The sequence below is a fragment of the Pseudomonas sp. MT92 genome (assembly GCF_058792515.1).
The window spans coordinates 420,070-438,868 of the sequence record NZ_JBXAFA010000005.1; the positions used below are offsets into that span (position 1 = coordinate 420,070).

Annotated in this window: 19 protein-coding genes and 1 pseudogene; 14 read left to right on the top strand and 6 right to left on the bottom strand. The window is 58.3% G+C overall.

Annotation, left to right across the window (positions count from 1 at the left end):
- Positions 1-25: 25 nt before the first annotated feature.
- From AC1Q6D_RS12380 to AC1Q6D_RS12410, 7 genes and pseudogenes are all read left to right on the top strand, one after another.
- A pseudogene (locus AC1Q6D_RS12380) lies at positions 26-355 on the top strand (PAS domain-containing protein); the annotation flags it as partial.
- A gap of 120 nt (positions 356-475) precedes the next feature.
- Positions 476-1,603 carry a methyl-accepting chemotaxis protein gene (locus AC1Q6D_RS12385; protein WP_371919925.1) on the top strand — a complete coding sequence of 376 codons (1,128 nt, stop codon included), beginning with the start codon at positions 476-478 and terminating at the stop codon, positions 1,601-1,603.
- 181 nt (positions 1,604-1,784) lie between these two features.
- Complete coding sequence (locus AC1Q6D_RS12390; protein ID WP_103405188.1) at positions 1,785-2,822, top strand: ABC transporter substrate-binding protein; 1,038 nt, start codon at positions 1,785-1,787, stop codon at positions 2,820-2,822.
- Positions 2,819-4,543: a diguanylate cyclase domain-containing protein gene (locus AC1Q6D_RS12395; protein WP_047526800.1), complete on the top strand. Its 1,725-nt coding sequence runs from the start codon at positions 2,819-2,821 to the stop codon at positions 4,541-4,543. The genes AC1Q6D_RS12390 and AC1Q6D_RS12395 overlap by 4 nt, the downstream gene beginning before the upstream one ends.
- A 243-nt stretch (positions 4,544-4,786) precedes the next feature.
- Complete coding sequence (locus AC1Q6D_RS12400; protein ID WP_103405189.1) at positions 4,787-4,978, top strand: YegP family protein; 192 nt, start codon at positions 4,787-4,789, stop codon at positions 4,976-4,978.
- Positions 4,979-5,168: 190 nt separating this feature from the next.
- Positions 5,169-6,095 carry a LysR family transcriptional regulator gene (locus tag AC1Q6D_RS12405; protein ID WP_090467689.1) on the top strand — a complete coding sequence of 309 codons (927 nt, stop codon included), beginning with the start codon at positions 5,169-5,171 and terminating at the stop codon, positions 6,093-6,095.
- A 57-nt stretch (positions 6,096-6,152) separates the two neighbouring features.
- The gene (locus AC1Q6D_RS12410; RefSeq protein ID WP_103405190.1) at positions 6,153-6,518 is read left to right on the top strand and encodes a 5-carboxymethyl-2-hydroxymuconate Delta-isomerase; all 366 of its coding nucleotides are present in this window, start codon (positions 6,153-6,155) and stop codon (positions 6,516-6,518) included.
- A 3-nt stretch (positions 6,519-6,521) separates the two neighbouring features.
- On the opposite strand, the gene AC1Q6D_RS12415 is transcribed toward AC1Q6D_RS12410, so the two are convergent.
- The 3 genes from AC1Q6D_RS12415 to AC1Q6D_RS12425 form a co-directional block, all read right to left on the bottom strand.
- Positions 6,522-7,457 carry a LysR family transcriptional regulator gene (locus AC1Q6D_RS12415; RefSeq protein WP_103405191.1) on the bottom strand — a complete coding sequence of 312 codons (936 nt, stop codon included), beginning with the start codon at positions 7,455-7,457 and terminating at the stop codon, positions 6,522-6,524.
- Positions 7,458-7,554: 97 nt separating this feature from the next.
- Complete coding sequence (locus AC1Q6D_RS12420; protein WP_103405192.1) at positions 7,555-8,472, bottom strand: DMT family transporter; 918 nt, start codon at positions 8,470-8,472, stop codon at positions 7,555-7,557.
- A gap of 13 nt (positions 8,473-8,485) precedes the next feature.
- Complete coding sequence (locus AC1Q6D_RS12425; protein WP_103405193.1) at positions 8,486-9,670, bottom strand: cyanate transporter; 1,185 nt, start codon at positions 9,668-9,670, stop codon at positions 8,486-8,488.
- Positions 9,671-10,060: 390 nt separating this feature from the next.
- Between AC1Q6D_RS12425 and AC1Q6D_RS12430 the strand changes: the two genes are divergently transcribed.
- The 5 genes from AC1Q6D_RS12430 (at position 10,061) to AC1Q6D_RS12450 (ending at position 15,030) form a co-directional block, all read left to right on the top strand.
- A complete protein-coding gene (locus AC1Q6D_RS12430) occupies positions 10,061-11,710 on the top strand; it encodes a phosphoethanolamine transferase (protein WP_103405194.1) in 1,650 nt (549 codons plus the stop codon).
- Between the two features lie 56 nt (positions 11,711-11,766).
- On the top strand, positions 11,767-12,429 hold the full coding sequence (locus tag AC1Q6D_RS12435) for a class I SAM-dependent methyltransferase (RefSeq protein ID WP_103405195.1): 663 nt from the start codon (positions 11,767-11,769) through the stop codon (positions 12,427-12,429).
- Between the two features lie 123 nt (positions 12,430-12,552).
- Positions 12,553-13,686, top strand: a complete 1,134-nt coding sequence (rnd, locus tag AC1Q6D_RS12440) for a ribonuclease D (protein WP_103405196.1) — start codon at positions 12,553-12,555, stop codon at positions 13,684-13,686.
- The gene (locus AC1Q6D_RS12445; RefSeq protein WP_103405197.1) at positions 13,683-13,976 is read left to right on the top strand and encodes a YcgL domain-containing protein; all 294 of its coding nucleotides are present in this window, start codon (positions 13,683-13,685) and stop codon (positions 13,974-13,976) included. Before rnd ends, AC1Q6D_RS12445 begins: the two co-directional genes overlap by 4 nt.
- Positions 13,977-14,097: 121 nt before the next feature.
- Entirely contained in the window at positions 14,098-15,030 is a 933-nt protein-coding gene (locus AC1Q6D_RS12450; protein WP_103405198.1) for a D-2-hydroxyacid dehydrogenase, read from the top strand.
- A 73-nt stretch (positions 15,031-15,103) separates the two neighbouring features.
- Here AC1Q6D_RS12450 and AC1Q6D_RS12455 read toward each other — a convergent pair whose 3' ends face one another.
- Positions 15,104-15,697 carry a nitroreductase family protein gene (locus AC1Q6D_RS12455; protein ID WP_047526820.1) on the bottom strand — a complete coding sequence of 198 codons (594 nt, stop codon included), beginning with the start codon at positions 15,695-15,697 and terminating at the stop codon, positions 15,104-15,106.
- Positions 15,698-15,862: 165 nt separating this feature from the next.
- Here AC1Q6D_RS12455 and AC1Q6D_RS12460 point away from each other — a divergent pair, with 165 nt between their 5' ends.
- Together AC1Q6D_RS12460 and AC1Q6D_RS12465 are read left to right on the top strand one after the other, a co-directional pair.
- Positions 15,863-16,312 (top strand): YcgN family cysteine cluster protein, encoded by a 450-nt coding sequence (locus AC1Q6D_RS12460; protein WP_047526821.1) that lies wholly within the window; start codon positions 15,863-15,865, stop codon positions 16,310-16,312.
- 125 nt (positions 16,313-16,437) lie between these two features.
- Positions 16,438-17,670, top strand: coding sequence for a hypothetical protein (locus AC1Q6D_RS12465; protein WP_103405199.1), 1,233 nt, complete (start codon positions 16,438-16,440; stop codon positions 17,668-17,670).
- Between the two features lie 130 nt (positions 17,671-17,800).
- On the opposite strand, the gene AC1Q6D_RS12470 is transcribed toward AC1Q6D_RS12465, so the two are convergent.
- Positions 17,801-18,172, bottom strand: a complete 372-nt coding sequence (locus AC1Q6D_RS12470; protein ID WP_103405200.1) for a YgaP family membrane protein — start codon at positions 18,170-18,172, stop codon at positions 17,801-17,803.
- Between the two features lie 83 nt (positions 18,173-18,255).
- Complete coding sequence (locus AC1Q6D_RS12475) at positions 18,256-18,726, bottom strand: RNA methyltransferase (RefSeq protein ID WP_007911337.1); 471 nt, start codon at positions 18,724-18,726, stop codon at positions 18,256-18,258.
- Positions 18,727-18,799: the final 73 nt, after the last annotated feature.

Sequence of the window (18,799 nt, forward strand, 5' to 3'; positions counted from 1 at the left end):
TATCCATCAGCTAAGGAGGCAAATAATGAAAATCAATCTTCCGGTCAGTGGTCGTGCTGTCGAGTTCAGCGTCAATGCGAACATTCTTTCAACAACCAACCCGAAGGGCGCCATCACATACGTCAATCCGGATTTCATCAACATCAGCGGTTTCAGTGAGGCCGAGTTGCTCGGCGTCAATCACAACATCGTGCGTCACCCGGATATGCCGCCAGAAGCTTTTGAACATCTTTGGCAAACCCTCAAGGCCGGACGCTCGTGGATGGGCCTTGTAAAAAATCGTTGTAAGAATGGTGATCACTACTGGGTCAGCGCCTACGCCACGCCGATGCAGCGCAATGGTGAAACAGTGGAGTACCAATCGGTTCGTACGCGCCCACCGAAAGCACTGGTAGAGGCCGCCGAACATCTCTATGCACAGTTGCGCAGCGGTAAAAAAACACACTGCCTGTCTCCGTCACGACTGTCCGTCGGCATGCGCTTGGCACTTGCTGGCACTGCGCTGAATCTGCTCGGTTTTATCGTTTTAGGCTGGGTGGGCGCCCTATCCTGGAACCATGCAGCTATCGCAGCGCCGCTATTGAGCTTGCTGATCGGCGGCATGCTGCGCTATAGCCTGCGTCCCCTCGACGTCCTTGCCCGAAAAGCCACAAATATCGCCAATAATCCACTAAGCCAGATGCTGTACACCGGCCGTCGCGACCAATTCGGACAGATCGATTTCACCTTGCAAATGCTCGAGGCCGAGACGCGGGCAGTCGTCGGGCGCATTGCCGATTCGGCCCATCAGTTGAACAAAGAAGCCGAAGAACTCGTCGCCGCAGTGGACAATAACAACAGCGTGACCTTACTGCAGCAAGGGGAAACTGCCCAGGTGGCCAGCGCCATAACCCAGATGGCCAGCAGTGTGCAGGAAGTGGCGCGCAACGCTCAGCTCACCGCCAACGCAGCGAGCCTGGCCAATCAAGAAACCGACCGAGGTCGAGAGCTGGTCGAGCAAACCTGCCAACACATCGATAGCCTCGCCAGCGAGGTGCAGCAGACCAGCGCGGTGATTTACCAACTGGAACAACATAGCCAGGAAATCAACCGCGTCCTCGAGGTCATCCAAAGCATCGCCGAACAGACAAACCTGCTCGCCCTCAACGCCGCTATCGAGGCCGCTCGCGCCGGCGAGGCCGGGCGCGGTTTCGCCGTGGTCGCCGACGAAGTGCGCGGGCTGGCTTCGCGCACCCAGCAATCCACCGCGGAAATCCAGGGAACCATCGATACCTTGCGGCGCTCCACGGGTGACGCCGTGGTCGCGATGCAACGCAGCCACAGCAAGGCCGAGACCAGTGTTGAACAGGCACAGTTTGCCGCCCGGGCGCTGGATGGAATCACCCAGCGAGTCGGTGAAATCAGCGACATGAGCGTGCAAATAGCCGCCGCCGTGGAAGAGCAGAGCTCGGTGGGTGACAGTATCCAGTGCAACCTGACAGGTATCAGTCAAGCCACTCAGAGCAATGTGCTTGCCGGTAACCAGAGTCGCACGACTGCTGCCCATGTCGCCCAACTGGCCGAGCGCCTTCAATTGCTGGCGGCGCAATTCTGGGGGCGTTAACGTAATGAATGACGGGTTCGAGTTGGCTGACCCGTCCAGCGCAATCCGGTTTCAAGCTGAAAAGGCAGTCGTGATCAGCCCGGCGTTTCCGACCGAAGGCGCGGCCTGTTCGAATAGGTTGCCAAGCATCGGCACATTGCCCTATGTATAGTGGCCATATTGCATCTTCTGGGCAGTCTTCATGAGTTACCGGTGCCCATTGTGGGTAATACCTTTCATCTTTTTGCTATCACTGCAGGTCAAGGCTGATACGCCGACATTGCGTGTGCTTGCCTGGCCTGGGTATGCCGACGGTGACATCGTTGCTGCCTTCGAAAAACGCCATGGCGTTAAAGTCGAAGTCACCATGGTGGGTAGCGATGAAGTGCTTCGAAGCAAGATGACGGAAAACCGGGGCGGTGATTTCGATGTGATTGCCGCCAATACGGCGGAGGTCCACTACTACGCCGACCAAGGCTTACTTCAACCGCTTCGCCCGGAGCGGATTGCCAATACTTCTCGTCAGCTCCCGCGGTTTCGCGATTATTCAAGAATCCCCGATGTAGTGGTCGACGGTCGCATCTACGCCATTCCCTATGTCTGGTCAGACATGGGCTTGATCTATGATCGAAAGCAGTTCAGTCAGCCACCCGACTCGATCACCAGCATGTGGGACCCGAAGTATCAGGGCAGTGTGCTGGCATTCAATACAAGCAACCATAATTTTTCCCTGGCCAGCCTGTCTTTGGGCGGCGATCCGTTTCGGATAAAGGCTGCCGATTTTGCCCGTGTGTCCGAGCATTTGGTTGCTCTGCGCCGCAATGTCCTGACGTTCTATTCGCTACCGGAGGAGGCTGCCGAGCTTTTTCGTTCGCATAACGTGGCACTTTTGTTTGCCAACTACGGGCGTCAGCAACTCAAGCAGCTACGAGACGCGGGGATCGATGTGGGTTATGCGATTCCGCGTGAAGGCGCGCTGGCCTGGCTCGACTGCTGGGCAATCAGTCGTGGTGCGCGCGATCCGGTACTGGCCAGCGTCTGGATCAACTACATGCTCGAGCCTGAGGTCAGTCACCTCCTCACTGAACGTCAGGGGCTCCCTAATACACTGCAGGAGCCGAACGAGGGCGGCTCCACATACCGCTTGATCTGGCTGCGTCCCGTTGAGAACGACAAGCGCCGCGCCGAACTTTGGCAACGTATCGTGTCGGGCGAGCGTCCGCCGTTGGAGTCGCGATGAGGTTCGGCATCGCCTTTAAACTTGGCTGCCTGATGGCTGTTTTTGGCATGTTGCCCACGGCTCTCGCGGGGTACTACATCTATAACAGCAGTCGCGAGTTACTGCTTCAGGCTGCCGAGCGCGATTTGCAAACCGCGGTTCAAGTGCTCGGGCGTAATCTTCAGAGCAGTTTGCACAATATCTCTCTGGATGCCGCTGTGTTGACTCATGGTCCGCAGGTTCGTCAGTTGGCGAGTATCAACGACCCCGCGCAACGTAGTCACGTGCAGGATGATCTGGCCGCATTGTTCCGCGCGATGTTGCTGGCGCATCCTGACTACATGCAGATTCGTTTGATCAGCGCCTCCGACCATGGACTGGAATGGGTTCGCCAGGATCGGGACGGCAATCATATCGTCAGGGTCAGTGGTGCCGATCTGCAAGAGAAGGGGCATTTTGCCTATGTGTTCGAGGCGTTGAAGTTGGCTCCGGGCGATGTACGCATTTCGCCTATTGTCATCAATCGCGAGCAAGGCGCGCATTCCGGGTTGGGCAAACCGACGTTGCACGTTTCGACGCCTGTGGCGGACGCCGACGGGAAAGTGTTCGCACTGCTGGTCATCAATGTCGATCTCGACCAGCTGTTCAGCCAACTGCAAAGTGATTTGCCGGATGAATATCAGGTCTATCTCAGTAATCGTTGGGGCGATTTATTGATTCATCCCGATCATCGGCGGACGTTCGGTTTCGACCAGGGCCGCCGCCTGTTTCTGCAAGATGAGTTCTCTGAGGTGTCCCGGCTTCTCGATACGAGCGGCCCGAATAGCTTGATCAGTCGTAGCGTCGAACAAAATCAACAAGATGGTTTGGTTGCGGCTTTTGTGCGGCTTGCCAACAACAGCAAAACATCTGAACCTTTTATTATTCTTGGCCTGGGGCAACTGCAGAGTCATGTGCTGGCGCAAGCCTCGCGTGCCGGTGGCTATATCGCTCAAATTGCCGTGTTTTTCAGTCTGCTGGCACTGCTGGTGGCGTTCATTGTGTCCCGGGCGCTGATTCGACCGCTGCGTAACATGACCGAAGCGGTCGAGTTGTTTTCCCGGGAACGAAAGATCAGCGAGCTGCCGCCTCGACAAGACGAGTTGGGTGTATTGGCGCGCAGTTTCCGTGCGATGAAACAGGAAATTCTCACCCAGCTCGAAGACCTCACCCACAGCCGCGCAGCGTTCGAACACCTGGCCCGCCATGATTCGCTGACGGGGCTGCCCAATCGGCGGATGTGCTTCGAACGTCTGGAACAGGCCTTGATCAGTGCGCGACAGAGCGGTCAGAAAATGGCTTTGCTGTTTGTCGATCTGGATCATTTCAAGGAGGTGAATGATCAGTGGGGTCACCGCTTTGGCGATCAGGTCCTGCAGGCGGTGGCCAAGCTGCTCGGTTCAGTCAGTGAGGCCCGCGACAACGTCGCACGCTTGGGAGGAGACGAATTCGTGATGTTCTTTGAGGATGTCCAGGATCCTCGGAAAATAGTCGCGTTACTGGAAAAGCTGCATGTCTGCTTTCAACTGCCGCTTTTGATCGATGGAAAAGGGGTGAACGTCCATGCCAGCATGGGCGTGAGCATGTTTCCACGCGACGGCAACGACATTGGGACTCTGATCCAGCATGCCGATCATGCAATGTATAAAGCAAAGAGTGCGGGCAAAAACAGGTACTCCTTCGAAGTGATGGTTGAAAACTGACAGAGAAGTGGGTGCCTGGCAGGGTCGCTGTTTTTCTGTATGAATAAGCCATTTAGACGTCTGAAAGTTTACCGAGCCTGGTCGTTGTTATTCCCCGTATCCGTGTGATTTTTACCGATAGAAGGTCACACGTTTCTTCGCAATATTTACTGGCTTTTGTTTGCCTTTATATCCCGGATCGCTCCTCTACTCTGTCGGCGCAGGTCAGTTTCCTGTCGTCATTAATAACCGCAAGGAGCGAGTATGTATTTTGAGATTTACAGGCAAACCCGTGGCACCGTTCTGACTGGCAAAGGCCAATGGCGCTGGCGTTTGAAGGCGGGTAATCATGAAACGATTGCCAGCGGGGAGGCTTACATCAACAAGTCCGATTGTCTGCATGCCATCGGTTTGATCAAAGGCACCTGCGAACAGACGCCGGTCAAGGTGATCTAGGCGTCAAATATGAAGCTGCCCATGCAGGGCAGCTTCGTTTCAGCCGGGCGACTTAACCCCGGACTGTAAGACAAAACCGTGAAGGCCTTTACATTTAACGCAAGTAGTCAGGTGATTCTCTCTAGTCGCATAGACGCCGATTGTGACATCTCCCTAAACTGTCGACAGTGTATGGGCGCAGGGGCAATGGATGAATCGCAACGAACTACGCAAGGCCGACATCAATCTGATGGTGGTGTTTGAAACGCTGATGATCGAGCGCAATGTCACCAAGGTGGCGAAGAAGCTGTTTCTCGGCCAGCCAACCATCAGTTCGGCGCTCAACCGCTTGCGTGCAATGTTCAACGATCCGTTGTTCATCCGTGTCGGTCATCGCATGGAACCGACCGCGCGGGCTGAAGAGATCTTTCGATACCTGTCGCCAGCGCTGGATTCGTTGTCGGTGGCGTTGAGTCTGACCCACGATTTTGACCCCGGTAGCAGCACCATGACCTTTCGGATCGGCATGTCGGACGATGTCGAGTTCGGTCTGCTGCCGTCGCTTCTGCGCGCATTGCGCCAGGAAGCGCCGAAAGTGGTGTTCGTGGTGCAGAATGTCGATTCCTGGCGAATTCCCGATTTGCTGGCGTCCGGCGATGTCACGGTCGGTATCACTCAAACGCGTGGCCTGCCGGCCAATGCCAAACGCAAGCTGCTGCGGCACATTCAACCCTGCGTGTTGCGTGCCGATGCCTCCGATACGCCTCTGACCCTCGATGAATACTGCTCGCGTCCCCATGTGCTGGTGTCCCCCGTCGCCAATGTCAGTGGCTTCGCCGATGAGTGGCTGGCGCAAATCGGTCGCACGCGCCAAGTGGTGCTTTCGGTGCCGCAGTACAGCTCCTTGCCTGCATTGCTCGCCGGGACCGATCTGATTACCAGTCTGCCCGATTACGCAGCGCAGGCCATGGCAGCGACCGGGCAGTTGTTCATGGAACCCTTTCCGTTCAACACACCAACCCTGGAGCTGTCCATGGTTTGGCTCAGTCATGCCGACACCGACCCCGCCGAACGCTGGTTGCGCTCGCGCCTGGAGTCGTTCATGGGCGAACGCAATTTGTTGTCGCTACCGCAGTGAGCAAGACCGCTCTGTGTTATATCTACGTCCTTTTCGCCGACCTACAGGAGTAACGTCATGCCCCATCTGCACCTGGAATACACCGCCAACCTGCCCGAGCTGAACGCCGATGTGGCATTGATTCGGCTTAACAATGCGCTGGTGGCGTCCGGTCAGTTCGGTGCCGAGTTCGACATCAAGAGTCGCGCGGTGAAGGTCGAGACATTCAAGGTCGGTACTGCCATGGCCGATCGGGCGTTCGTGCATGTGAAGCTGGCACTGCTGAGTGGGCGCTCGCCGCAGATCAAGCAGCAACTGTCCGAAAGTCTGCTCGCCGTCGTGAAAGATCTATGCGAATGGCCGGCGGGCGTTGAAGTCCAGTTATGTGTGGAAATCCTCGACATCGACCGCGAGTCCTACGCGAAGACCGCCATTGGCGTCTGAGTTTCAGGCCCCTTGCGGATCGGTGCAGGCCCTGATCACTTGTTCGCGCAACCAGGCGTTGGCGCTGTCCTGATCGACCCTTCGGCTCCACTGCATGTCGAGCGTGAAGCCCGGTAGACCCTCCGGCGCTTCACGGTGATTGAAGGCTGCTTCATCGGCCAGCAGTCGCTGGATGCGCCGGGGCAAAGTCAGGATGAGGTCAGTGCCTGTGATCATTTTCAGTGCCGCGCTGTAGCTATTGGCCCGCGCCACAATGTGTCGTTTCCGCGCCTGCTGTGCCAGCCAGCCATCGACCATATTGGTGGTGGACGTCCATGGTGTCGGGAACACATGGCGACGCTGGACGAACGCTTGCAGGCTCAGGCGCGGTTCCACTGGTGTGGCGCAGGCGTCGAAGACGCAGACCAGATCATCTTCCAGTAGCGTGCGCGCATTCAAGTCGCCGTGGCTGCGATGAAAGTTCGGGCCGAAACCAATCACCAGATCAAGGCTGCCATCGCGCAGTGCCTCGGCCGGGATATCGGTTTCGAACTTGTGCATGTTGATCATCACCGGAAGGTCGGCGAAAGCGAAGTTCTTCAACAGGCGCGGCAGGATCAACTGCTCGAAGTACTCCGGCGCGCAAATGTTGAACATCACCGGTTGCAAGGCTGGATTGAACGCGGGTGCCCCGGCGTGACACAGATTGATGCTTTCGAGGATCTTCAGCACATGAGGGTACATGTGGCTGGCCTTGAATGTGGGGTGCATGCCGCTTCGGGTATTGATGAACAGCTCGTCGGCGAACCCGGCGCGCAGTTTTTTCAGGCAATAGCTGACAGTGGACTGGCTGACACACAAGGCCTCGGACACCCCGGTGACGCTGTTTTGCTCGTATACGGCGACGAACACCATGAGGTCCTGCATGTCGAGCTTTCTTAGCACGTTACTGTTGAGCATTCCTTGTCTCTCGCGGCTCGTCGGGCGCTGCGGGTGCGCAAACCGGTGCGAGCGATCCTAGCGCAACGAACGAGCAAGGAGAACGTCCGGCAAGTATTCAACGTCCAGCGCTTACAGGTGTCGTGCGTCGGCTGGACCTTAATAAGGCAAGCATGCCTGCCCCGACCATCACTGCGCCCAGTGTTTCCAGGGGCAACGGTGACTGACGCCCCCAGAGCCAGTGAAACAGGGTAATGAACAGCGTGCTCAGATAAATGTAGGCAATGACCGAGGACGGAGCGATCACGCCAATGGCTCGATGCAATAACCAGAATGTCGCCAGGGTGGCAAACAGTGCCAGGTACATCAGCCAGTAGACATCCGTCGTCGTCAGCAATGACGTTGAACGCCAGCCGCCGCTGAACCCACAGAGCGTCAACAGGAACAGCGCGCCGAACAGCATGTTCCAGAACGTCATGGCCACGGGGCCGCGCCCCTTGAGGCTACGGGTTTTGAGTTGCTGGCTGAGGGGCGAGTAGAGCGCCATTGCCAGGCAACCGACGCCATACACCGACAGCGCGTACAGCGAAGGCAACTCGCCGGGGCCAGTGCCTTTCATCACCAGGAGCGCGGCACCGGAAGCGGCGATCAGCATTGGCCACAGTCGTTGTTTGAAGTGGCTGTCGGGCATGAGCATTGCTTCGAAACCCAAGGTCAGCAGCGGCACCAGGGTAAACATCGTTCCGGTGTTGACGGCCGAGGTATAACGCAGCGCCTCGAACAGCGAACCGAAATACACCGCCAGCAACAAGCCGAGTACGCAGTGGCCAAACAACCCGCGAGCGGTCATGACGCTATCGCCCTTGAACAGCAGTAGGGGGAGAAATGCCAGTGCACAAAACAACAGGCGCAAACCGGTGAGCAGGATCGGGTCTATGGCCTGGCTGACCTGCGCCGCTGCGGAAAACGACGCGGCGATCAACACCGCCCAAAGCAGCATGCCAGCGTGAGCAGCAGCGAATCCGGTGTGTTTCATGGTGGCCTCCGAGTCAATCAAAGTGTCGACCGTAGTGCAGTGGATTGAAGCGCCAGACCATCAGCAGCATCAGCGCCATGACGGCGGTGAGCGTCCACCAGGCCCAGTCGAAGCCTGCGAACTGATCTCGAATCATCCCGGCCACCAGCGGCGAGAGCCCGGCGATCAAATAACCGATGCCTTGCACGAACGCAGTCAGGCCACCGGCGCGCCGAGGATCATCCAGATGATCCAGCGACACGATCAGGCTCATCGGAAACAATCCGCCAATACCCAGCCCCAGCAGGCACGGCCACAGAAGGCTCAAGTGATGCGGACTGAGTATCAGCCCGCAGAAACCGGCCATGATCAGCACCAGTAACACCCCCAATACCCACCGTCGGTCACGGCTGCGGCTGGCGAGGGCGGGCGTCAGCAGGCCGGACAACACCTCCATGGCGGTTAGAAATCCCAGCAGTAAACCGGCGTCCTGTTCGCTCCAGCCTGTTTCTACGTAGTAAGGCGCCAGCCAGGCCAGGACACAGGTGTAGGACGCCGTGCCCAGGCCAAAGAAAATGGCGAGTAACCAGGCGCGAGGGTTTCTGAAAAAGGACCTGTTGCTCGATGACCGGGCGGACTGTGTCGGCATCCCGGCGCGTTGGGTGCACCAGAACAGCAGTGCCGGCACGGTCAGCAACGCCCAACCGGCGAGGCCCAGGCGCCAACTGCTGGTGCGGGTCATCAGCAATGGCGCGAAAGAGGCGGCGAGGGCGGCGCCGCCCATGATCGACGTGACGTAGAGTCCCATGCACAAGGCAGCATTGTCGCTGAAGCGGGATTTGATCAGCACCGGCATCAGTGCCTGGATCAGCGCGATACCGATGCCGGCGAGTACCGCGCTGAGAATCAGTTCGGCTGCCGAATCGACGAACAAACGCGACACCGTGGCCAGGCCGATAATCAACAATGACAGCACCACGGTGCGTTGTTCGCCGAGGCGCTGACTGACACCGAGCCCGACAAACATGGCCAGCCCCATGGCCATCACCGGCAGCATGGTCAGCAACGACGCCAGCGTGAAGCTCAGCGGGATGTCGCCGCGAATGGCCGTCAACAGCGGGCCCACAGCGGCCATGGAGGGGCGCAGATTGAGGGCGATGAACATGATGCTGAGCATCAGCCACAGGGCGGGACGGGAGGTTGAGCGAACGTTTTCCATGAGTGGACCTTGATTGGCAGTGGGCCGATTAGGCGCGTGCGATCTGCAGGCCGCAAATCAGAAAGTCCGGAGGTGTATTTAGAAGTTAAATAATACTGGCGGCGACGTTGAACCCATGGGGGCGAGCGGCCGTCGATATCGACGGTTCATCGGCGCAACCGGCGAAGGTGACAGGCGATGGCGGTTGACCCCGGCCTGAACGGGGCTGAATGAAAGCTGAACAATTCTCAAATAGTCCGAAAGTTTCTGTCTGTCACCTGAAGCCAACCATTAATTGGCTTCTTTTTCACAAAAAATTGATGGTCGACGGCCTACAGTTCAGGCCGTCGCGGCAAACGGAACATTTTCTCATTTGCCGAGGCCTTTCTTTTCAGGAACAGCCGACCCCCCATGTTGAAGATAAAAGCCGTGCGCCCTGAGTGGGTGACATTGATAGCCAGTGCCTTTTTGTTGGTCGCCTTCAATTTTGTTTTGTGGCAGCACCTGTTCGACATTACCGCGGCTGACGGCAAGGGCATCGTCATGCGAGTTGCCTTCGGGGCGATGATTCTCGCGGCCTTCAATATTATCCTGACCTTGCTGGCTTTCCGCCCTGTCCTTAAGCCGATTCTGACCCTGCTGTTCATGGTCAGTGCAGGCGTCGCTTATTTCATGAGTCAGTATGGTGTCTTGATTGACGCCGGCATGTTCCGCAATTTCGCTGAGACGAATGTCACGGAAGTGCGTGACTTACTGTCGATAAAGTTACTCGTTTATATAGTGCTGCTGGGTGTTTTGCCCTCGGTCCTTTTGTGGAAAACCCCCATCAGCTACCGCCGCTGGCACCGCGAACTGCTCAGTAAGGTGTTGGTGAGTGTGGCCTCGGTCGCGGTTATCGGTGGTGTTGCGCTGGTCAACTATCAAGGCCTGTCGTCGTTGTTTCGCAATCACCATGAGTTGCGCCTGATGGTGGTGCCGAGCAACTACATCGGTGCTTCGTTCGGTTACTTGCGTGAGCAGGTCGTGTCCGCCCGGCAACCCTTTGTCAAAATCGGTGAAGATGCCCAGCGAAATCCGGCCTGGCAAACCCACAACCGTAAATCCCTGACGGTTCTGGTGGTGGGCGAAAGTGCCCGGGCGGAGAACTTCGGCATTCTTGGGTACAACCGCGACACGACCCCCAAGCTTAATAAAGAAGCGGGTCTGATTGCATTTACCAATGTGCATTCCTGCGGGACTGAAACCGCAGTCTCGGTGCCGTGCATGTTCTCCAACATGGGGCGCGATGATTACAAAGCCAGCAAGGCGAAGAATGAAGAAGGCCTGCTGGACGTACTCAAGCATGCGGGGCTGGATGTGATCTGGCGCGACAACCAATCCGGTTGTAAAGGCACTTGCGATCGGGTCACGCTCGATGATGTCAGTAACCTGAAAGACCCGGTGTTGTGCGCCAACAGCGAATGCCGGGATGAAATCCTGCTGCAAGGTTTGCAGCACTTCATCGATACCTTGAGCAAAGACACGGTATTGGTTCTGCACCAGATGGGTAGCCACGGTCCGGAATACTACAAGCGTTACCCGAAAGAATTCGAACGCTTCACACCCGTCTGTGAAAGCAATGCACTGAACAACTGCAGCCGTGAAAGTATCGTCAATGGCTATGACAACACGCTGGTGTATACCGACCATGTGTTGTCGACCTTGATTGATCTGCTGCGCAGCAATCAGCAAAAAGTCGATACCGCAATGCTCTATTTGTCGGATCACGGCGAATCCCTGGGCGAATACAATTTGTTCCTCCACGGCACGCCTTACATGTTGGCGCCGGAACAACAGAAGCATGTTGCGATGCTGGCCTGGTTCTCCGACAGCTACCAGAAGTCGTTCTCGGTAGACACCCATTGCCTGCAACAGGGTCGTGAAAAACCCCTGAGCCAGGACAACCTGTTCCATTCGATGTTGGGTCTGCTACAGGTCAACAGCAAGACCTATGACCAGGGTCTGGATATGTTTGCCGGATGCCGTGGTGTGATGAAAGACGGAGTGTTGGCCAAAGAGTAACTGGATCTTTTTTTTCATTTAGCGACCGCTAAAACTACGATCAAGAGTCATTGCACATGTCCGCTCAGCCCCCATCCGCCATCGAACTCGAGTTCGCCCGGCGCTACGATCAGGAACACGCCCGCGTCTGTCTGCAGCCGCGGGCGCAGGGCTTGGTCGAGCGTCTGGCGTTCTGGCGTGAAGAGCGACTGGTACGCAATGCGCTCAAGGTCGCTGGCGAGCCAGGCCTGATCCTCGACGTGGCCTGTGGCGTCGGACGCTTCTGGAAAGTGCTGGCCGAGCATGGGAATCGGGTGATCCTTGCTTCCGATCCGTCCCAGGACATTCTCGATCATGCCCGGACCCACCATCCGCAGAGTCTGTTGAAACGGATCAGGACCTTTCAAAGCTCAGCGTTCAACATCGGCTTGTCGGAAAATGCGGTCGACTGCATTTCCTGCATGCATCTGTTTCAGCACATTGCCTGCTCTGAGCATCGTTTGGCGCTGCTGCACGAGTTTCACCGGGTCGGTCGCGATACCGTGATTGTCGCCGTACGGCTCAGTGGACGGTTCAAGGGGCGACGTTCAGACGAGGAGGGGCATGCAGCCCGTCCGCTGGTCAACAAGACCGAACTGGAAGCCGAGTTCAAGCAAGCGGGTTTCTGCGTACTCAGCCATCAGGACTTCCTGCCAGGCTTCGCGCCGATGCGGGTTTATGTACTGCGCAAGGCCGGCTAGCCCCTCGCTGTCGGACTATTCTTTCTATCCGTCAGGTGTTTTCGCCAAGGCTCTTGTTCAGTGGATGCGCGGAAATCGCCGGGGGCGATATATACTGCGCGCCATTCTTCAAGGGAGAGCCGTGTGGCCATCGATATTCACTGGATTCGCGACAACGATAGCCTCGGTCGGTTTTGTACCGAGTGGCAGCAGTTGCCATACGTTGCCCTCGACACCGAATTCATGCGGGTCGACACCTTCTATCCCATCGCGGGCCTGTTGCAGGTGGGCGATGGCGTACGTGCTTACCTGATCGACCCGCTGACCATCGACAACTGGCAGCCCTTGGCCTCACTGCTGGAGAACCCGGCGGTGGTCAAGGTCGTCCATGCCTGCAGCGAAGACCTCGAGGTCTTGCTGCGCCTGACGGGTAGCCTGCCAACGCCATTGTTCGATACCCAGCTGGCTGCCGCTTACCTGAACCTGGGTTTCTCCATGGGGTATTCGCGTCTGGTGCAGGAAGTGCTCGGTATCGACCTGCCCAAGGGCGAGACCCGTTCCGACTGGTTGCAACGTCCGCTTTCCGAAACCCAGATCAGCTACGCCGCCGAAGATGCCGTGCACCTGGCCGAAGTGTTCGTGAAGCTTCGGCCGAAGCTTTCCGACGACAAATACGCCTGGGTCCTGGAAGACGGTGCCGAACTGGTGGCCAACCTGCGCCGCGAAATCGACCCGTACGAGGTCTATCGTGACGCCAAGCTGGCCTGGAAACTGTCCCGCGCCCAACTTGCCGTACTGCGCGAGCTCTGCGCCTGGCGGGAGAAAGAAGCCCGCGCCCGTGACCTGCCGCGTAACCGGATCATCCGCGAGCATTCGCTGTGGCCACTGGCCCGGACGCAGCCGGACAACCTCGGCGCGTTGGCGAAAATCGAAGACATGCACCCGCGTACCGTGCGTCAGGACGGCGAATTTCTGCTTGATCTGATCAAGCGCTCTGGCAGTGTGTCGCCGGATCAATGGCCGCCCGCCGTGCCGGAGCCGTTGCCGGTGGACGCCGCCGTGTTGCTCAAGCAAATGAAAGCCATCGGCCAGGCCGAGGGCGAACGCCTGAACATCGCGCCGGAACTGATGCTGCGCAAGAAAACCCTGGAAGCGCTGCTGAAAAGCGGCTTCCCCAATGGTCCCTACCAATTGCCTGATTCGTTGCGTGGCTGGCGCCGCGAATTGATGGGCCAGGCGCTGCTCGACAGCCTGGCCACCGCCGGAGAACAGCCTTGAAACGTATTTGCTCCATCTACCGCAGTTCGAAAAGAAACGAAATGTACCTGTATGTGCTCAAGAGCGATGCTCTGGAGCGCGTGCCCGAGTCCTTGATGGTTGCCTTCGGCAAAGCCATCCATGCCTTCGACCTGGTGCTGAGCCCGGAGCGCAAACTGTCGCGCGAGGACATCACCGTTGTGCTTGAAAACCTCGAAAAACAAGGCTATCACCTGCAAATGCCGCCGGCCGAGGATGAGTACATCGAGCACTTGCCGGAAGAGTTGTTGCGCCGCAACGACCCTGTGTAATCGGCGGACAGGCTCTGTTCAGAGCCTTTGTGACCCACTGGAATGATTTTGGCGATGGCCATGCCGACGGAGCGAGACGCTGTCGGCGGTCGTCTGCAGCGTTTTTTTGAAAGGTTGAAGCATGCGCGTTCTGATTGCTGAACACGACCACCCTGTGTACGCCCAACTGTTGCGTGAAGCAGCGCCCGACCTGGAAGTGCTGACCAGCGGTGACTCCGCCGAGCTGGCCCGCCAGGCGGCCGACTGCCCGGTCTGGCTCGGACAGCCCGACCTGCTGGCGACGCTGCTGCGTCAGGGCCATCAGCCGCAATGGCTGCAATCGACCTGGGCCGGCATCACGCCGCTGTTGGCCGACGGTTTGCCAAGGCACTATCGTCTGACACGTGCGGTGGGGATTTTTGGTCAGGTCATGGCTGAATACGTACTCACCTACATGCTTGGGCACGAACGGGAAGTGCTGGCGCGGTTGGTCAGCCAGGTCGAGCGCAAGTGGGACAGTCGCCATGGGCAAAGCCTGGCGGGACGCAAGGTATTGATTGTCGGCACCGGTGACATCGGCCAGACCGTGGCGCAGTTTCTTCAACCCTTTGGCGTCGAACTGTACGGTATCGCCAGTTCGGCCCGCGAGCAGGCGCCGTTTGTCGAAATCGGCTCGCTCGACGATTTGCCGCGTCTGGTCGGTAAAGTCGATTACGTGGTCAATCTGCTGCCCAATACACCGAATACCCACGATATTTACAACGCCGCGTTGTTCAAACAGTTCAAACCGACCGGTTTGTTCATCAACGTCGGGCGCGGTGTGGCAGTGGTCGATGCGGACCTGGTGGAAGCCTTGAAAGAAGGGCATCTGGTGGGCGCCGTGATCGACGTCTGCCGTCAGGAACCTTTGCCGCAACGTCATCCTTTCTGGACGGCCTGGGGCTTGCTGCTGACCGGTCACAGCTCGGCACCGACCTCGCCATCGTTGATGGTGAAGCTGTTTGTCGAGAACTTGCGGGCTTATCAGGCCGGTGAGGCGTTACGCGGGGAAGTGGATTTCAATCGCGGGTATTGAGTCCGCCGCGGACTTGAGTATTGGGCAAAACCTGTGGGAGCACATTCGTTCCCACAGGGCGTTTCGCTATTGCTTAGAGGGTGAAATCACCTTCTGCCGCCAGTTCGCTCAATGGCCGGCGCGGGCTCGGCTCTTCGCGGGCTTGCAGGTAGTCGGCCAGTGTCGACTTGTCGCCCAGTTTGCCGATCGCCACGGCGGCGTGCAGGGCGTAGCCTTCAGGAATCTTCAACTCTTTGCGCGTCAGCGCTTGATCGAAGCCGGCCATGCCGTGGGTATGCCAGCCGCTGATGCTTGCCTGCAGCGCCAGATGACCCCAGGCCGCACCGGTGTCAAAGGTGTGCCACAGGGCCGGGGTTTCTTCGGTGGCGCCGGGCACGGCGAAGGTGGTTTTCGATACCACGATCACCAGGGCCGAGGCATGTTGCGCCCAACTGCGGTTGAATTCGTTCAGCAGACCCAGATAACGCTCCCAGTTCGGCGTATCCCGGCGTGCGTAGAGAAAGCGCCAAGGCTGCGAGTTGTACGCCGACGGTGCCCAGCGCGCCGCTTCGAAAAAGCTCAGCAGGGTTTCTTCGGGAATGGCTTCGCCGGTGAAGGCGCGCGGCGACCAGCGATGGGTGAATTGAGGGTGGATGGCATAGTCGGCTACGCGTGGGTTGGCACTCATCAACAGATTCCTTGCTAGGTTTTAAAGTGTGGGGCGAGGCAAAACCCTACTTGGCGGCGCAAAAACTGACAAGCGCGTTCTACCGACAGTCGCCAACGCTTGGCCGACGGGCCTTGCGGCACTAGACTGGCGGCCTTTTCACCACCTGATGTTGATGCTTGAGCCATGGCCGCCAAAGTCGAACCGTTCTGGATACGCAAAACCCTCGATCAACTGGATCACGAGGAATGGGAATCGCTGTGCGACGGCTGCGGCCTGTGCTGCCTGCAAAAGCTCGAAGATGAAGACGACAATAGCGTCTATTACACGCGCATCGCCTGCAAACTGCTGGACCTGAAAACCTGCCAGTGCACTGACTATCCCAACCGCCGTGACTTCGTGCCGGACTGCATCCAGCTCACGCCGGGCAAGGCGGACGAGTTCAAATGGCTGCCGCCGACCTGCGGTTACCGGCTGGTCAGCGAAGGCAAGGACCTGCCGCTGTGGCATCACCTGGTGTGCGGGGATCGCGACGCGGTGCATCACGAACGCATTTCCCAGTCCGGGCGCATGCTTGCCGAAGGCAGCGTGGCCGAAGAGGATTGGGAAGATCACCTGATTTTCCGTGCCGGTTGATCGTGGCGAGGGAGCTTGCTCCCGCTTGAGTGCGTAGCGCTCACAACATGGGCAGTGATAACAATAAAACGGGGCTGTTTCGCAGCCCGGCGCGAGCAGGCTCGCTCGCCACACTAGGGGACTGTATGGCTGTGCGATGGCGGCGGGCGTTGATCATTGGGTTACTGACCCTGAGCTCGCCAGCGTGGGCGGCAGGCAAGAAAGTCGATCTGGATTACCACGTGCGCCTGTTGCCCCAAAGTGATCAGGCTGAGGTGAGACTGACCCTGGCCCAGGGCTCGGCGGTTCGCAGTCTGGATTTCGATCTCGGCGACGGCAGCCTTTACAGCGATTTCAAGGCCGACGGCCAATGGCAGCTGGCGCCGGGCAATCAAACCCGTGGCGTTTGGCGCCCCGCGGCCTACAAGGCCAGCCTGACCTATCGCGTACGCATCAGCCACGGGCGCAAGAACGGCAGTTTTGATACGCGCATGACCCCGTCCTGGGCGCTGATGCGCGGCGACGACTTGGTGCCCGCTGCCAAACTCGATCAACAGGATGGCATCGAGCTGATTTCACGCCTGGAGTTCGAGTTGCCCAGCGGTTGGAAAAGCGTCGAAACCGCCTGGCCACGGATCGGCAAGAACAAGTTCCGCATCGACAATGTTTCCCGACTGTTCGACCGGCCTACCGGCTGGATGCTTGCCGGGCACCTCGGCAGCCGTCGCACTCGACTCGGGGAAACCGAAGTCACCGTGGCCTCACCCCGAGGCCAGGGCATGCGCCGCATGGATGTGCTGACGTTGCTGACGTTTGTCTGGCCGCAAGTGCAAGCCGTGTACCCACGTCATCCCACCAAACTGCTGATTGTCGGCGCCAACGATCCGATGTGGCGCGGTGGCTCGGCGGCGCACGAGTCGATCTACCTGAACAGCCGTTTGCCATTGGTCAGCGAGAGCGGCTCCAGTGCCTTGGTACGTGAATTGGCCCAGGTGTTCGGACGGATCAACGATACGCAGCGCAGTGACTGGATCGGCGAAGGGTTTGCCGAGTACTACGCCATCGAACTGGTACGCCGTGCCGGTGGTATGAGTGACGAGCGTTATCAGAGCCTGCAGGAGCGGTTGAGCAAGGACAGCCAGAACGTCACGACCTTGCGGGGTGAGCAGGTCAGCCCGGCGCAGGTTTCAAAAGCGGTGGTGTTGATGCAGGAACTGGATCGCGAAATTCGCCTGAAGACACGCAACAAGCGGTCGCTGGATGACGTATTGCGTGGGGCGATGCGCTTGGAGAGCGTTGACACCAAGGCGTTCGTGCAGCTCAGCGAGAGCGTGCTGGGCGAGTCTTCCAAAGTGCTGGATACCGCGCTGATCCAGTAAATCCGCCCTCGCTGGTAAACCAGCGACTACAGCGGATTCTTGTCAGTCACACCTGTAGTGAGCGAAACCGATCAACTGTGGGAGCTGGCTTGCCAGCGAAGAGGCCATAAGCCTCACCGCCTATCTCGGCTTAAACCCCGGTTTTCGGCGACTTCAAGGCGTCATTTCCAGTCGCCGTTTTCGTCGCCGCTTCGGCATTCGCCTTCAGCCGACTCAAGTCCTCACCGGCACGCTGAATCTTCGCTCGCACGTTGTCCATGTCCTGGCGGCTTTTCTCCAGCAGGCTTTTCGCCGAGCTGTGGCCGGTGATGCCGCGGGCCAGGGCGACGCCGCCGATGGCCACTTGAATCAAGCCGAAGATGCCGCCACGTCGCAGGCCCTTGCCGACCATCACCACACCACCGGCCAGGGAACCGATGCGCTCCCAGCCCTGCACATTCTGCTCGGTGTGCGTCTGTAACGGGGTGGATTCGATACGCTCAACGCGTTTGAGTTCGCTCATGATCTGTCTCCAGGCAGGATCGGTAATGGATAGTTAAGCTGACTGCCAGGGCGGTCAGCTCGTTCCATCGGACGTGCGGCGATTCAGCGGAATTTCGGCCCCGAACGGGTATTGAGCCCCTTGGCCATGCGGTCGTAAAGCACAACGTTGACCGTAGCGGCCAGGTTCATGCAACCGGTGGTCGGGATGTAGACCACGTCTTCGCACCAGTCGCGAATCTCTTTATCCAGCGAGCCGTCTTCCGGGCCGAAGATGTACAGCGCGCGGTCCGGGTGGGTGTATTCGGGCAGCGGGCGGGCGCCTTCAACCAGTTCCACGGCGACGGGAACACAATTAAGGGGCAGGATTTTTTTCAGGTCGTCGATGCCGATCAGCGGGATGTCGTAATGCACGCGCTTGGTGTCGGTGACGAAATCGGCGGCCCGCTCGTAGCGCTTGCCTGTGTAGAACACCGACGCCACGCCGTAGCAGCCAGCGGCGCGCATCACCGAACCGACGTTCTCCGGTGATTTGGGGTTATACAAACCAATGCAGCTGTACCGTTTGTCTGCCACGAGCGAAGCGCCTTTCAGGAAAAAAGCGCGATTATACGGGGTTTGCGGGCGGGCCGCTGATTCGGCGACAGGC

What these genes read in the sequence shown, in the direction of transcription:
- AC1Q6D_RS12385 (WP_371919925.1), top strand. Translation starts at nt 476, where the DNA reads ATGCGCTTGGCACTTGCTGGCACTGCGCTGAATCTGCTCGGTTTTATC.
- AC1Q6D_RS12390 (WP_103405188.1), top strand. Translation starts at nt 1,785, where the DNA reads ATGAGTTACCGGTGCCCATTGTGGGTAATACCTTTCATCTTTTTGCTA.
- AC1Q6D_RS12395 (WP_047526800.1), top strand. Translation starts at nt 2,819, where the DNA reads ATGAGGTTCGGCATCGCCTTTAAACTTGGCTGCCTGATGGCTGTTTTT.
- AC1Q6D_RS12400 (WP_103405189.1), top strand. Translation starts at nt 4,787, where the DNA reads ATGTATTTTGAGATTTACAGGCAAACCCGTGGCACCGTTCTGACTGGC.
- AC1Q6D_RS12405 (WP_090467689.1), top strand. Translation starts at nt 5,169, where the DNA reads ATGAATCGCAACGAACTACGCAAGGCCGACATCAATCTGATGGTGGTG.
- AC1Q6D_RS12410 (WP_103405190.1), top strand. Translation starts at nt 6,153, where the DNA reads ATGCCCCATCTGCACCTGGAATACACCGCCAACCTGCCCGAGCTGAAC.
- AC1Q6D_RS12415 (WP_103405191.1), bottom strand. Translation starts at nt 7,457, where the DNA reads ATGCTCAACAGTAACGTGCTAAGAAAGCTCGACATGCAGGACCTCATG.
- AC1Q6D_RS12420 (WP_103405192.1), bottom strand. Translation starts at nt 8,472, where the DNA reads ATGAAACACACCGGATTCGCTGCTGCTCACGCTGGCATGCTGCTTTGG.
- AC1Q6D_RS12425 (WP_103405193.1), bottom strand. Translation starts at nt 9,670, where the DNA reads ATGGAAAACGTTCGCTCAACCTCCCGTCCCGCCCTGTGGCTGATGCTC.
- AC1Q6D_RS12430 (WP_103405194.1), top strand. Translation starts at nt 10,061, where the DNA reads ATGTTGAAGATAAAAGCCGTGCGCCCTGAGTGGGTGACATTGATAGCC.
- AC1Q6D_RS12435 (WP_103405195.1), top strand. Translation starts at nt 11,767, where the DNA reads ATGTCCGCTCAGCCCCCATCCGCCATCGAACTCGAGTTCGCCCGGCGC.
- AC1Q6D_RS12450 (WP_103405198.1), top strand. Translation starts at nt 14,098, where the DNA reads ATGCGCGTTCTGATTGCTGAACACGACCACCCTGTGTACGCCCAACTG.
- AC1Q6D_RS12455 (WP_047526820.1), bottom strand. Translation starts at nt 15,697, where the DNA reads ATGAGTGCCAACCCACGCGTAGCCGACTATGCCATCCACCCTCAATTC.
- AC1Q6D_RS12460 (WP_047526821.1), top strand. Translation starts at nt 15,863, where the DNA reads ATGGCCGCCAAAGTCGAACCGTTCTGGATACGCAAAACCCTCGATCAA.
- AC1Q6D_RS12465 (WP_103405199.1), top strand. Translation starts at nt 16,438, where the DNA reads ATGGCTGTGCGATGGCGGCGGGCGTTGATCATTGGGTTACTGACCCTG.
- AC1Q6D_RS12470 (WP_103405200.1), bottom strand. Translation starts at nt 18,172, where the DNA reads ATGAGCGAACTCAAACGCGTTGAGCGTATCGAATCCACCCCGTTACAG.